We start from the raw sequence: 15,152 nt of genomic DNA, 5'->3' as shown, positions 1-15,152 counted from the left end.
GTTTTGTCGTTTTAGTCGTTATGGAATGCAAAGGTAATCAATCCTAATCAGACTAAAGGGGGCATTTAAGCAAGTTTAACATATACGTGATCCTACGTATAGAAAAAAATGCATACCTTTGCACCGATTTCTTTAATCTAATGTACACGTGTGATTGTTAAATTAAGAGATATGGAAAGAATTCTGAGATATAGCATGGCTGCATTGGCAATGGCTCTTTTCGTGGGTTGTTCACATGATATGGAGTATTCGCAGCCCTCCAAAGAACAAGTTCAGAAAAACGTTGCTGAGAAACTTGGCATAGAGATTGATCCCAATCAGAACTGGAACGCATCAACGGCTATCACAGCCAATGTGTCGGTGAACCTGGGACTTGATCAGGAGTACACCTTGGTGATTTACGATAAGAACCCGTTGTTTGAGGATGATGTGTTCTATTATGCCAAGACCGTGGTCAAGGAGGGTGATACAGCCACGCTGAAACTTGATGTTCCCTCAGCAGACAGTGTCTTCTATGCTGCCGTGTTCGACAGTAAGTACCGTCGTCTTGTGCAGAGCGCCTATCGTGAGGATAGCGTGCTGACAATGAATTTCGGTACTGCTGCCAGCGAGTCACGCTCTAACCGTGCTGCTGAGAATGATGCCGATGCTGCTCCTTATGCCAAGACACTGAACGACTATCTGAATCCTACAGGTGTAGAGTCATGGAAGACTGTACAGCAGATAAGCATTGCGCAGATGAAGAACTACACCGTTATTGACGATGATATCGTTGGTAGCAAATTTGAAGGACGCAGTCTGCAGAATCCCACTTATCCTGGAGGTGTAAGAACCGAGTATGGTGATTTGCAGCACTATCGTGTGCCTGCAAATGTGGAATTGAGACAGTCGTTCAGTACGAACGGCTATTCCAATACTTATAATGGCTTGGTGCTCTATATCGAGGGTAAGGTACATTTGGTGGGTTCAAATAGCCTGAATGACATCACGCTGGTGGTGGCCGATGGCGGTGAGATTATCCTTGACGCTGCGGAAAACCATTTCAGTGGAACAGGTCGATTCGTCGTTTGCCCTGGTGGTAAGATTACAGGTATCAATAATGCCGTTTTCAACGTGAACAATGGTGGATGGTGCTATAATGCCGGAACGATAGACTATCAGGGTACGCTCAATCTCAATGGATCACATTTCTATAACAATAATACTATCAATGTGGATGTGCTGAAGGGTACCTCTCAGGGCACCTACTTTACCAACTTTGGACATATCACAGCCCGTACGAATGCGATGGAGGCTGATGCCTACAACCAGAATATTGTGAATGGCTGTTATATGAAGTTTACTGGAAACGCTGGCGTGGGTGGACTCACTATGCTGAAGAACAGCAGACTGGATGTGGGTGGTCAGCTCTACATCACCGGCAATGGTTTGTGGGGCGGTTTCCGTAACGAACTGCATCATCTTAGTCTGATTACAGCTGGTTCTATCAAGGCCAATGGTGCCACTCTCTATGGACCTACAGCCTATAATAAGTTTGCTGTGGTGAAGGTTGGTAGCGTTTATGCTAACAACGACACAGACCTGCAGACAGCCGATAATCTGTACATGGACTGGAACTCTGCCAATTTCTATATGCATGATGGCACTAAGATTGACCAGAACTTCTACAACTATTACTATATGCGTGGTATGGTGAATAAGATATCGAAGTGGACAAACGAAGACAATTCTACCTTCACTATTCCCCGTGGTGACTGTACAGGTAATGGTTATCATGATACAAGTGAGGTGCCTGCACAGGTTATTCCTGGCGAACCTGCCGTATGGACATACGCCTTCGAGGATACGCCCCTTGGCGACTACGATATGAATGATGTGGTGATTAAGGTCAGTGAGAATGCTGAGGACCCCACACGTCTGGATATCACGCTCTGTTGTACTGGTGCTGCCAATAACCTTACCGTCTATCTGGATGATATGGTCCTGTTTGCCGGTAGTGGCAAGGAGGTTCATCAGGTGTTTGGTCAGGCAGCAGGTAAGTTCATCAATACGGTGAATGATGGTATCAAGGTTGATCCTATTACGGAGACGATTCGCAAACCCGCTAATTTCTCGTTTGAGACAGCCGACTTCTGGATTAAGTCGCCTTCAGGTGATGTCCATGTGGCTAAGCAGGGTGAGGATCCTCATGGCATCGTGGTTCCTGGCAACTGGCGCTGGCCGCGTGAGTTCCAGTGTATCAAGGATGCTTATCCTAACTTCATCGAGTTTGCCAAGGATGCTTCAACCACAGACGATAATATTAAGAAGTGGTACGAGACCAGCAATGGCAATCCTGTAGAAGAGTATATCTACACACCCGCGAACTAACTAATAAGACATAAATAAAAGTGGTCTTTCCTGTCTGGGGAAGACCACTTTTTTCTTGTTTAATATACCTGTGCCTTAGTGGCATTCTCGTAGAGCCACCAGTCTTTGGAGGCTGAACGGTTGCGCCCCCACTGACCAAAGGAGTGGTTGTACCGGCTGTAGGCTCCTGATATCTGTCCATCGCGATACATACCCATCGTGATACCCTCTACAGGATAATGGAACGTGGCATCGGGTATCAGCAGAGCCCAGGGCACACGGTCGTCCATGCCGGCAGAACCATTGGTATAGTGCCAGATGGCCTCGTCGTATTTATACCTATAGGTATGCACCTCCACACAAAGACCATTGTTGGATACGATGATAAAGGGATCGATAAGAGCCAACGACTGGTAGTAGGCATTGACATTTGACTTCATATTAATGGTATAGGTGCGCGACACCGCAGGCACGATGGCACTCTCGTTTTCCGCCTCGTATTTGCGGGTGTTGTAGTACATACGTACCACCTGTCCCATTTCCTCCTTGGCATTCATACACCAATGGGCATCGTCAAACAGGTTGATGACAGCCGAGCCGTCACGTCCGCGACTGTAGATCTCATCATTGGATATAAAATAGCGGTTGATGCCATAGTTCTCATCAAAGCGTGTCCCCTCGTCAATGGTCACACTCTTCACATAGTCGAAATTGATGTTGGGCAGGCGGATAGCAGCACCAACCTGTTTGGTGGCACCTACAGCGGCCAGTGTTACCGTGAGTTTCAGGGTGCTGTCGTTGGCTGCATGTTGCGAGATGCGCATCACCACATCATTGAAGTCAAAGTCGCCAGGGAAGGGGTAGTCTTCCTCAAAGAGGTATGTAAACGTCTGATAAGTAGGCTGATAGAGCGTACCATCGTTGATAACCCTGCTACCACCGATGGTCACATCGTTAGCCCCGTCAACAGGCACCACATAATATCTGCCTTCGCTGTTGATAGCTGCTGCGTAAAGGGTGGGGGCTACGTTGGGCACTTTAAATGTGGGACTCACATAATGACCTGTTGTGCAAGGACGCTCAGCCAGTATCTCCACACCTTCTGTGATATAGGGATTGCCGTTCAATACCTGGACGGTGGTGATATTAGGGTCAGCAATCTTCACACGAACGGTTAACGCCTTGTCTTGCAGCAGATTCCATGTATGCTGACTGTCGATAGAGTCAACAGGATAGATATTCTGGATAATCTCCCGCCATTGGTCGTTGCTCATCTCCATGTGTCGGCAGGATGATAGTGAGAATAATCCGCCTGTCAACAAAAGTCCCAATAAATACTTTCTACTCTTTCTCATGACTTTATTTAATTTGTGGGCGAAATTACAAAAAAACAATCGTTTTCGAGGTATGAGAGGTGATTTTTATCGATAATCTATGCGTATTTTGTACTTTTTAACGCATTTATAATCAAATGCATAGCTTTTTTGACTATCTTTGCACCAACTATTTCTATGGAAATGATATTTACGTAAATTATTTGTATGATAAAGAAATTTATTTTATTTGGAACAGCCGTTACTGCGATAGTAACAGGTCTTGTCAGTTGTTCGCATGACTTTGAAGGTAATAACCTGAGTCAGGCGGAGATAGCTTATCGCACAAGTTTTGTGAAGACATTCGGCGTGCCTGCTGCCGATCAGGACTGGGGCTTTGGCTCAGACGAGACAGCTGGTGCACGTATGACACGCACAATACAGCCCTCTTATAATTTCCCCTCTGATGCTGCTGCCACTAAGTTCCTGGCAGCCGTGCCTGATGGTGTCCAGAAACTGACCCAGAATGTGGGTCGTGCCAATAACTATATTGACGAGACTTGGCAAGGCGACCTGAATATCTGGGGCGCTGGTACTGCCGAGGGTAATTGGCAGGACCGCTCTGGTGGCGTGCTTTATATTAAGGGCAACTGCGACTTCTCTGACAGGTCATTCTATTTCGATGGTAACTCTGAGCTCTATTTGCTGGAAGGTGCTACCCTGACATTGAATGCCAACAATGCTGCTAACTTGCAGCAAAATACCATGATTTATATGGCTGCCGGCTCCAAGATTGTGACACCTGGTGAGTTGAAGCTGAATAACGGCTTGCATATCTATAACCACGGTACTATCGAGGCTAATAAGTTGTCAACCAACAGTAATAGTCTGCTCTATAATGTGGGTAAGGTGACTGTGGCTACGAAGATTTCTGTGGAAAACGATCTCTCTGTTGTGGTGAACGACGGTATCATCCTGGCTGCCGACCTGAACACTGCTGGCAGTGGTAAGATAGAGAACAACGATTCTGTGCGTATCACAGGTACTACCTTCGTGAATAGTAACGACAATACATGGGTGAACAATGGTCACTATCACACGGGCAACTTTATCTATAACGCTGCCAGCGATGAGGTGATTAATAACTGTCGCCTTACTGTGGACGAGGACTTCAATATCAATCTGGGTGATAACCCTGGCAATGGTAACTTCAAGATGGACGCTGGTTCAGGTGTTGTCACCAAGAACTTCAATGGCGGTGGCAACTGGTCTAAGAGCTACTCTACTGGCTGGAGCGCATTCAACGGCGGTCCCTTCTATGTCTATATGGGCGCCAACTCTGTGTTCAAGGTTACTGGCACCTGTACACTGAACGCCACCAAGGCCGACTATGGTTTCTATGGTCCTGAGACTGGCGGCTATGCTGTGCTGGATGCCAAGGAGATCAAGAAAGGTGCCGATAACCAGGGCTATGAGGTGACCTATGGTAATAACCTCTATGTCTATACCGAGAACCACTTTGGTAATGGCTATTCCGGTCAGTATCCTTATATCGACTTCAAGGGTAATGCCAAGATTTTCGCGCCTGGTTTCGAGGATGGCAAGCCTGCTATCACGATTCAGCCCTCACGTTGCTGTGCTGGTTTCGCCGGCAGTGGCAGCGAAGGTGAAGGTGAAGGTGGAGAATCTGGTGGCACACCAGAGCTGACACCTGATGTACGTATCATCGCAGAGGACCTGAGTGCTTCAGAATCGACCGATTTCGACTTCAACGATGTGGTATTTGATGTGACCTTCACCTCAAGCACTACTGCCCTTGTGACGCTGCAGGCTGCTGGTGGTACGCTGCCCCTGACAGTTGCTGGCGTAGAGGTTCACGATATGTTTGGTGTTAGCACCAGCACGATGGTGAATACCTTTGCTGGTAATAAGTCTGCTTATGCCCCTGTATCTTTCGAGATTACAGGTATCGACAGTTCAAAGCGTGGCCGTGATATTGAGATACTGGTGCTGAAGGGCGACGAGTGGTGTCCCCTGGAGGCTCATCAGGGTGTTCCTGCTGCCAAGATTGCTGTGAAGCCCACCTTCGTATGGTGCGATGAGTACGAGGCAATCGAAAGCAGATATCCTTTGTTCAGGGACTGGGTCCAGAACAGAGAAGTGATTTGGTACTAATAAATTTTACCATAGAATACACAAGGAGGGCGACCGTGAAAGCGGTTGCTCTTCTTTTTTGTTAAAGAATTGGTTGAAATTCAATATTTATTCGTAACTTTGCAAGCTGTATGGTACTGAATTATATTTGGATAGCGTTTTTCGTCATCGCATTCATCGTGGCATTGGTGCGACTGATTTTCTGGGGCGACTTCGAGGTCTTCCCCGCTATGATGGATTCTACGTTTTCCTCATCGAAGACGGCGTTTGAGATCTCCTTAGGCCTGACGGGCGTACTGTCGCTCTGGCTGGGCGTGATGAAGATTGGCGAGAAGGGTGGTGTGGTCAATGTGCTGGCCCGACTGCTGTCGCCTCTGTTCGTGCGTCTGTTTCCTGACGTGCCCAAGGGTCATCCCGTGACAGGTAGTATCTTCATGAATATCGCCGCCAATATGCTGGGACTTGACAATGCAGCCACACCATTGGGCCTCAAGGCGATGGAACAGTTGCAGGAGATCAATCCTAAGAAGGACACCGCCTCGAATCCCATGATTATGTTCCTGGTGCTCAACACCAGCGGACTGACGCTGATACCAGTCTCTATCCTTGTGTATCGTGCCCAGATGGGTGCTGCCCAGCCCACGGATGTGTTTATCCCCATCCTGCTGGCCACCTTCTTCTCTACCATCATGGGTGTGCTGATCACCTCTATCTACCAGCATATCAACCTGTTCAACCGTACCATCATCCTGACCCTGGGTGGTGCCTGTGTGCTGGTGTCTGCTGTTATCTGGGGCTTCAGCCGTTTGGATGGCGAGACGATGAATATCGTCAGCACCACCGTGGCCAATATCCTCCTGATGATGATCATCATGGCCTTTATCCTGGCTGGCGTCTTCAAGAAGGTGAATGTCTATGATGCCTTTATCGAGGGAGCGAAAGATGGTTTCACTACTGCCATCCGTATCATCCCCTACCTGGTGGCTATCCTCGTGGGCATCGGCGTGTTCCGGGCCTCTGGTGCTATGGACTATGTGATTCAGGGCATCGGTTCTCTGGTTGAGGCCTGTGGCATCGACAGCGATTTCGTGGCAGCCCTGCCTACAGCAATGATGAAACCCCTCTCTGGCAGTGGTGCCCGTGGTATGATGGTTGATGCGATGACCACCTATGGTGCCGACTCGTTCGTGGGACGCCTGTCGTGTATCTTCCAGGGTTCTACAGATACCACCTTCTATATCCTGGCTGTCTATTTCGGCAGTGTGGGCATCCGCTATACCCGTCATGCTGTGGCCTGCGGCTTGCTGGCCGACCTGGCAGGTATCATTGCTGCGATATTTATATCCTATCTATTCTTTGCATAAAAAGAAATGGCAAATCTTAAATCACTTGTAAAAGACACGGCCATCTATGGTCTTTCCAGTATTGTTGGCAGATTCCTGAACTATCTGCTGGTGCCGCTCTACACACACTACATGCCCAAGGCATCGGGCGACTATGGTGTGAGCACGAATATCTATGCCTATACGGCACTCATCCTGGTGCTTCTCACCTTTGGCATGGAAACCACGTTGTTTCGCTTTGCCAACGATGAGCGCCATAAGCCCGACACGGTATTCTCGATGGCGATGGCTGTGGTTGGGTCGCTGACGCTGGTGTTCCTGCTGCTCATCTTCGGCTTTATCACACCTATCAGCAACAGCCTGGGCTATGCCGAGCATCCCGACTATCTGCTGATGATGGCGGTGGTGGTGGCACTCGATGCCCTGCAGGCTATCCCTTTCAGCTACCTGCGATTCCAGAAGCGTCCTATCCGCTTCGCGTCGCTGAAGATGCTGTTTATCGTACTCAACATTGGTCTTAACGTCCTCTATTTCGTATGGTTGGGTAAGACATCAGTATTCTATGTCTTCTTCATCAACCTGCTGTGTACAGGATTCATCACCTTCTTCTTCATCCCAGGACTGTTCAGCATCAAGTGGCAGTTCGACGGCAAACTGCTCAAGCAGATGCTGGCCTATTCCTGGCCTATCCTTGTTCTGGGTATTGCGGGCATTCTCAATCAGGTGGCCGACAAGATTATCTTCCCCTTGGTCTATCCTGATGAGGCTGAGGCCAACGTGCAACTGGGTATCTATGGCTCGTGTGTGAAGATAGCTATGATTATGGCGATGATCACGCAGGCCTTCCGCTATGCCTACGAACCTATTGTCTTTGCCAAGAGCAAGGATGCCGACAAGACGGAATACTATGCCTCGGCCATGAAATACTTCTTGATATTCACCCTGCTGGCCTTCCTCTGTGTGGTGGGCTGGATGCCTATCCTGCAGCATATCATTGGCGAGGAGTATCGCGAGGGACTGGGTGTGGTGCCTATCGTAATGGCCGCCGAGATTATGATGGGAGTCTATTTCAACCTGTCGTTCTGGTATAAGTTGATTGACAAGACCATCTATGGTGCCTGGTTCTCTCTGGTGGGCTGTCTGGTGCTCTTTGCCGTCAATATCATCTTCATCCCCAAGTATGGCTACTGGGCCTGCGCCTGGGGAGGTGTGGCCGGCTATGGCACGGCGATGGTGCTCAGCTATATCGTGGGTCAGATCAAGAATCCTATTCCTTATCCTATGAAGGATATCGTATTCTATGTCATTAAGACCTTCGCGGCTTTCTGTGTCATGTATTGGGCGCAGGATAATCTGTCAGAATGGGCTTCGCTTACAGTCTGCACCTTGCTTATCCTTGCATTTATTGGCAACATCATCAAGTGTGACCTGCCTTTGAGCAGTCTCCCCGTTATTGGTAAGAAATTCAGGAAAACAAAATAAAAAAACAGTTCAACATGAAAAAGATTCTAGTATCACTAGTTACACTCGTAACTACTCTGATTCCCGCTCATGCCGATGAGGGCATGTGGACGCTTTACAACCTGCCCCATGCTGTCTATGAGCAGATGAAGGGCTATGGTTATAGTCTGCCTTACGAAAAACTTTATCAGGCCGACGATGCCATCATGCATGCCGTTGTCAATTTCTCTGGCTATTGCTCTGGTGTCGTTGTATCACCCGATGGACTGGTGTTCACTAATCACCACTGTGGCTTCGAGGCTATCCGCTCTCATTCTACTGTAGAGCATGACTATATGCTGAATGGTTTTTATGCCAAGAGCTATGAGGAGGAGTTGCCTAATAAGGATATGTTCGTGAGTTTCATGGTGGAGCAGAAGGATATCACCGATACCCTGATGGCGCATGGCTTTGATAAGATGACAAAGGAGCACAAGACCGTTTTCCTCGACTCCATCGAGAATGTGATGTCTAAGGAGGTGAAAGCCAACGACTCTACGTTACGTCTGGAAATATTGCCTTTCTACGAGGGTAACCGCTATTTCGCTACCACCTATCGCGACTTCACCGACCTGCGCCTGGTGTTCACCATTCCTAAGTCTATGGGTAAGTTTGGCGGCGAGACCGATAACTGGATGTGGCCCCGTCAGACCTGCGACTTCTCTGTGTTCCGCATCTATGCCGACCCCAAGACCAACGGGCCTGCAGACTACTCCAAGGATAACGTGCCTTATCATCCTGAACACTGGGCACGCATCTCCAACGAGGGCTATCAGGAGGGTTCGTTCTCTATGACCATGGGTTATCCTGGCAGCACCAGCCGTTACCTCTCGAGCTATGGCATTCAGGAGCGCTATGTCCAGAATGCTGTCCGTGCCCAGGTGCGTGGTGTGAAGCAGGAGGTGATGAAACGCCACATGGATGCTTCTGAGGCTGTGCGTATCAAGTATGATTCTAAGTATGCCCAGTCGTCCAACTACTGGAAGAACTCCATCGGTATGAACAAATGTATTGATTCCATTGGACTGATTCAGCAGAAACAGCAGTTCGAGGCACAGCTTCAGCAGTGGCTCCGCGAGAGTGGTTATCTGGCAGGAAAATTGGATTTCGCCAAGATGGAGCGTCTGTATAAAAAACGTATGGAGGTGATGGAGGCCTTGATGTTGTGGGGCGAGACTTTCCGTCGCACGGATGAGTTGTCAACCCGCGCCCTCTTCGTGCACAACGGTGCCAGTCCTAAGGGCACAGGCAAGCGTCAGACCATCACCATCAAGGATAATAGTGAGACCTTTGATGCTGCTACCGACAGCGAGACGCTGGGTACCTTGCTGAAGAACTATCGTGCTAAGTTGAATGACCAGCGATTCCTGCCTGAGTTCTTCAAGACTATCGACAAGGACTTTGGTGGCGATTGTCAGAAATATGCCGATTACCTCTATACCAAGTCAAAGTTGATGAAGAAAAAGGCACGTCTTTATCCTAATAAGAAGTCCTTTATGAAGGATCCTGGTGTCAGCTTTGGTCTTGACATCACCGAGGTGATGCAGGCGCTGCGTGTGGAGATTCAGGCTATCAACGACTCTATTGATGAGCAGGAGCGCTATCTCTGTGCTGCTAAACTGCGTATGGAGGAGGACCTGCCCCACTATAGTGACGCTAATTTCACCATGCGTCTGTCTTATGGACAGGTGAAGGAGTATAACCTTGGCGGGCAGCCTTCTGGCTTCCAGACTTATGCTCCCAGCATGGTGAAGAAGATGAAAACAGGTGACGCCATCGAGGATTATAAGGTACAGCCCGAGATGATTTCCCTGTTGGAAGGTGCTGGTAATATGCCGCTTTGCTTCCTCACCACCAATGATATCACGGGTGGTAACTCAGGTTCGCCCATGTTTGATGCCAAGAACCGCCTTATCGGTCTGGCTTTCGATGGCAACTGGGACAGCCTCTCCAGCGATATCTTCTTCGATAGCCAGTTGGCCCGTTGCATCGGTGTGGATATCCGCTATGTCCTCTTTATGATGGACAAGTGGGGTCATGCCGACCGACTGCTGAAAGAGATGAACCAGAAATAACGTTTTCTATGCGACAGATAGCGGGCATGTTGTGCTTCCTGGGGCTGATGCTTAGTTGCTCCTCTCAGGCGCAACTTGCCCGCTATCGTTATGATTTCACCCTTAACCGTTCAAATTTCGTTGATTCCATCGCTATAGAGTGGGAGCGCGGACAGGTACTCCTGCCTGTAGAGATTGGTGGCAGGAGTTATCGTTTTCTCTTTGATACGGGTGCTGCACAGGCTGTGGTCTATGCTGACTCTCCTGTTGAGGGGTGTCGTCCTGCAGGTCTTATTCGTTCTCAGGATGCTACAGGTGCCATAGATACCGTACAGCTGGTGACGCTGCCTCCAGTCTCCTTGGGACACCTTACTTTGACGGGATGTCAGGCCACCATTCTTCGTCGCCCTGTAGCAGGTAGGAATATTGATGGAATCATAGGCTTTGATCTGATTAATCGCGGGCTGAGCGCAAAGATTGATGTAAACCACCGTCTGCTTATCCTTACCGATTGCAAAGATTTCTTTCGCAGCGAACAGACTTTCTCTACCCGTTATAAACTGAAGTATCACGTACCTTATGTTAAGGTAAGTCCTGCTGGCCGCTACAAGGAGTACACCCTCTTTGATACAGGCAGTCGTTCGCTCTATGGCATAAGTCGTCAGAGCTTTGATGCCTGTCGTGCAAAGATAGGTGCTGAGGCCGACTCTCTTATAGAGGGGCGCTCTCAGGGACGCCATGCTATCGGTCATTTTGGTAGCGAGCGGCTTAGTGAGGTGTTTTTCCTGCATCTGCAGCGTCTTAGTGCCTTTGATCATGCTTTCTGCGATGTCCATGCGGTGACCACGCAGGGCGAGTCTCATCTGGGTGCAGGTCTTCTGAACTATGGTGCTGTGATATTCCTGCCACACAAGAAGTGCATCTGCTTTCAGCCATATAATCAGCAGGTGAAGACAATCGTCAGCAACCGTCAACAGGATATCGCCTTTGTGCCTGAAGGGGCTATGCCCTCTGTGGGTTTGATTTGGGAACAGGGTGAGCCTTATCGCCTGGGCTTCCGTCAGGGTGATATCATCACCAAGATAGATGATACTCCCATCCTTAGTTTCACGCAATTCGTGACTTATCCCTTTGTCATAGGTCGTGAATACCTCTTTACAGTAAAAGATGCTCGCGGCTTCTCTCGTCAGATTCGTTGGACGCGACTGAGGAATCGCTAATACGCATAAAGAAATCAGGAGAACGCATCACTGCGGTCTCCTGAATAGCTAAGCTAAAACTAAAACTCTTGATGATTATTTACATTATTTGAAGATATTCTGCTTCATCATCTGCTGAACGTCGGCAGGTGGATTCTGTGTCTTACAGCAGTCAATCAGGTATTTACGCAGCTTCTCAGGCATCTTGACCTTCTTCCAGATGTCGAAACGCTTATTCTCCCATACACCTTTAAAGGTGTTCTTGTCTATCATTATCATAGCATCCTTGATCTTCTCGCGTCCCATCTCGCTGTACCAGCCGTCTTTGAAGGTGTAGGTGCCGTACTCATGAGGAGACACCGCGCACTTGCCGTTCTTGTCCATCGTGATGATAGCACAGGCATACTCGCCATCAGGTCCGTAATACTTGAACTGAGTGTAGCCCATTTCCTTGCCACATACAATCTTCTTCTCGCCCTTCCACTGCATAGACTCCATGATCCATGTGCCTACGAGTTCTTTGTCGTCAACTTTGGCGTTCTGGGCATCTGCCTGCATCACGCACATAAGAGCAAGTGTCAAAATGAAAAATACTTTCTTCATACGTTTTAAGTTTTTTATTTGGTTAAACATTGATTGAATTGACGCTGCAAAGATATGCACTTTCCAACGAAGAATCAAGTTTTTTATTTCGCATATCCTTCGCATTGTCGATGCGAACAGTTTGCGAACTGCCTTATACACCGATGCCCTGCAGGAATTCGTCCCATTCCTTTGCACCGCCCTTACGTCCGAATACCTTTGTATAAAGGCGACTGCGCATGGTGCTGATAGTGCTGGTGCTGCGAGCCATGACGCTGGCAATATCTGTGGGAGCAATACGCAGTTTGATGAGCATGCATACCTGATATTCTAATTCTGACAAAGGATAGAGGGCGTGCAACTGACTGGAGAAGGCAGGATAGACACGCTTCAGTTGGGCTTCTATGTCCAGCCAGTCCTGTTCTTTCAGTAGCTGTCCGCCTGCTATACGTCGTTGCAGCGAGATATAGCCATCCGACGCAAAGAATTCTTTCTCCATCGTCTCTACGGCCTGTCGCACCACCTGCGGACGATTCTCCTGCATGTCCTGAATCTGCTGCAGTTGGAATCTCAGTTTGCGTTTCTCCCTGCGATAGACAATGGCAGCTTGAATGGCGATGATAACCACAATGGTAATCACGATCGAGAAGCCTATGAACCAATGAATCATGTTTTCCTGTTGTCGCTCTTTTGACGAGAGTACATAGCTGTGAAACTCTCCTTGATGGTCATCACTCAGGTCGTCAGATATAATCTTACAGATTTCTTTCTTCCATTCCTTAGCTATTTCATCGGCTCTGCGCCACGTGTAGAGGATGCCTCCTTGCTGGATGGTGATGGTGGAATCGTCCAGGATAGTCAGCGGAAACGGGTCGCTATCCTCCAGATAAAGTCGTTCCTTGTCGCCCGTATCAATCACCTTCACGTCAGAGATCTCACTTGGCTGGATTACGAGTGCCGATTCAGAGCGTGTCAGCCTGCACTGGTACATGATGCTGTCGCCTTCGTAGATGCGCAGGTAGGTTATTCCTTCTGATGGAAATGATTGAGTTTGTCCCGCAGGAAACTCAGCCTTTGAAAGTTGCCAGGCGCCCTGTAAGGTAAATGGTTGTTGACGTTCTTGGTGCAAGCTGCATCCGATGCAGACGAATGCAAGTAGAAAAAGGATTGTTTGTTTCATTATTTCTTTTTTTCGAGACGAGGTGTCTGTATCTTTTGCGTACAAAGGTATGATTTTCCGAACTAAACGGTTAAGATGTCCCTTTGCATTTTGTTCGCATTAGGGGTTGACTATTCTTTAACGGATACCCTTCTTGTCTTATTGTTTCCTGTTTGTTTTTATTTTGTCTCATGGCGCAATTGTCAATAATTTGCAAACTCGGAAGTTGGGCGAATATGAGGAAAAAAGCGTAAATTTGCAGCAGAAAACCTAAACCGTATTAATAATGAAAAGAATCCTTTTGATGATGAGTGCTTGGGTGCTGATGTTGTCGGCACAGGCACAACAAGTAAGGTACACCGTGAAGGGTGTTAGTAAGGAAAACGGCAAGATGGTCTATCTCGAAGACAGGCTGACTTCGAAACCGGTGGATAGTACGCTTGTTGCCAAGGGGAAGTTCATGTTCAAGGGTCAGGCAGATAAGGATGCCATTCTTGCCATTACGTTTGATAAGAATGATTGGCGTAGTTGGCGGACACTGTTTTTCAACGACGGCAAGCCTGTCAGCGTCAATATGAACGACAGCACTTTGAAGGGTTCGCCGTTGAACGAGCGACTATCCTATTATAATATAGAGATAATGGGAATGCCGAGCTATCATTATCCCGAATATCGAGGCAAGATGGTGAAGAAATTGTTCGAAGAGGAACGTGAGACCCTCGTGCCTGCTGCACTCATCGTAGAAGCTCAAAAGGTTTTTGGAACGAAAGAATTGCAGAGTATTTTGGAAGGGCAACCCGCCTATGCCGCGCATCCATACGTAAAACAATATGAGAAGCGCCTGAAGTGGATGGCTACGACAAATATTGTCGTGAAGTCTGGCAGGACTGAAGAACAGAAAGTTGCTGAAAAAGCCGAGAAGAACGCTTTCGTCGGTCAGCAGTTTTCCGATTTCGAAATGGCTGACACGCTAGGCACCATGCACAAACTCAGCGAGTATGTTGGTAATGGACATTGGTTGTTTGTTGACTTTTGGGCTTCGTGGTGCGGTCCTTGTCTCCGTGAAATGCCCAATGTGGTAGCGGCATACGAGAAGTACCATGACAAGGGGCTCGACATCGTCGGCATCTCCTTTGACGGAAACAAGATACCATGGAAGAAAGCCATCGCCAGGCAGAAGATGCCGTGGGTGCAACTCTCCGACTTGAAGGGATGGGAATCCGTGGGTGCCAAGATCTATAAAATCAATGCCATCCCCGACAACCTCCTCATTGATCCGCAAGGCAAGATTGTGGCACGTAACTTGCGTGGCGAGGCACTGCATGAGAAGTTAAGAGAAGTGTTTGGAGAATAGATATTCAGTACGTAGGGCACGGACTCAGAGTTCGCAGGCGTCGGAAAAAGAATCCGCTAACTACGTATTTTTTTATTCAAATTTGTGATTTTGGTTTTCTAAAAAAGAAAAACATACGTTTTATTTGGTGATAACAGAAATAATC

At 48.1% G+C, this 15,152-nt stretch carries 10 protein-coding genes; 7 read left to right on the top strand and 3 right to left on the bottom strand.

Features of this window, described 5'->3' with window-relative positions:
• The first annotated feature begins 171 nt into the window (after nucleotides 1-171).
• Nucleotides 172-2,370: a DUF4842 domain-containing protein gene (locus L6468_RS14185; protein ID WP_237793703.1), complete on the top strand. Its 2,199-nt coding sequence runs from the start codon at nucleotides 172-174 to the stop codon at nucleotides 2,368-2,370.
• A gap of 59 nt (nucleotides 2,371-2,429) precedes the next feature.
• On the opposite strand, the gene L6468_RS14180 is transcribed toward L6468_RS14185, so the two are convergent.
• Entirely contained in the window at nucleotides 2,430-3,704 is a 1,275-nt protein-coding gene (locus L6468_RS14180) for an LruC domain-containing protein (protein ID WP_237793702.1), read from the bottom strand.
• Nucleotides 3,705-3,890: 186 nt separating this feature from the next.
• Between L6468_RS14180 and L6468_RS14175 the strand changes: the two genes are divergently transcribed.
• From L6468_RS14175 to L6468_RS14155, 5 genes are all read left to right on the top strand, one after another.
• Nucleotides 3,891-5,837 carry a hypothetical protein gene (locus L6468_RS14175; protein ID WP_237793701.1) on the top strand — a complete coding sequence of 649 codons (1,947 nt, stop codon included), beginning with the start codon at nucleotides 3,891-3,893 and terminating at the stop codon, nucleotides 5,835-5,837.
• 110 nt (nucleotides 5,838-5,947) lie between these two features.
• Complete coding sequence (locus L6468_RS14170) at nucleotides 5,948-7,180, top strand: nucleoside recognition domain-containing protein (RefSeq protein WP_237793700.1); 1,233 nt, start codon at nucleotides 5,948-5,950, stop codon at nucleotides 7,178-7,180.
• A gap of 6 nt (nucleotides 7,181-7,186) precedes the next feature.
• Nucleotides 7,187-8,641: a lipopolysaccharide biosynthesis protein gene (locus L6468_RS14165; protein ID WP_237793699.1), complete on the top strand. Its 1,455-nt coding sequence runs from the start codon at nucleotides 7,187-7,189 to the stop codon at nucleotides 8,639-8,641.
• A gap of 14 nt (nucleotides 8,642-8,655) precedes the next feature.
• The gene (locus L6468_RS14160; protein WP_237793698.1) at nucleotides 8,656-10,734 is read left to right on the top strand and encodes a S46 family peptidase; all 2,079 of its coding nucleotides are present in this window, start codon (nucleotides 8,656-8,658) and stop codon (nucleotides 10,732-10,734) included.
• A gap of 8 nt (nucleotides 10,735-10,742) precedes the next feature.
• The gene (locus L6468_RS14155) at nucleotides 10,743-11,933 is read left to right on the top strand and encodes an aspartyl protease family protein (protein ID WP_237793697.1); all 1,191 of its coding nucleotides are present in this window, start codon (nucleotides 10,743-10,745) and stop codon (nucleotides 11,931-11,933) included.
• A gap of 84 nt (nucleotides 11,934-12,017) precedes the next feature.
• Here L6468_RS14155 and L6468_RS14150 read toward each other — a convergent pair whose 3' ends face one another.
• On the bottom strand, nucleotides 12,018-12,515 hold the full coding sequence (locus L6468_RS14150) for a hypothetical protein (protein WP_237793696.1): 498 nt from the start codon (nucleotides 12,513-12,515) through the stop codon (nucleotides 12,018-12,020).
• Nucleotides 12,516-12,648: 133 nt separating this feature from the next.
• Nucleotides 12,649-13,674 (bottom strand): helix-turn-helix transcriptional regulator, encoded by a 1,026-nt coding sequence (locus L6468_RS14145; protein WP_237793695.1) that lies wholly within the window; start codon nucleotides 13,672-13,674, stop codon nucleotides 12,649-12,651.
• 265 nt (nucleotides 13,675-13,939) lie between these two features.
• On the opposite strand from L6468_RS14145, the gene L6468_RS14140 reads away from it, so the two are divergent.
• Nucleotides 13,940-15,007 (top strand): TlpA disulfide reductase family protein, encoded by a 1,068-nt coding sequence (locus tag L6468_RS14140; protein ID WP_237793694.1) that lies wholly within the window; start codon nucleotides 13,940-13,942, stop codon nucleotides 15,005-15,007.
• The last annotated feature ends 145 nt before the right edge of the window (nucleotides 15,008-15,152 follow it).

The sequence above is a fragment of the Prevotella communis genome, assembly GCF_022024115.1.
In the GTDB taxonomy this organism is placed as follows: domain Bacteria; phylum Bacteroidota; class Bacteroidia; order Bacteroidales; family Bacteroidaceae; genus Prevotella; species Prevotella communis.
Note: the sequence above shows the minus strand (reverse complement) of the source record. Positions and strands in the feature narration are given on the sequence as shown.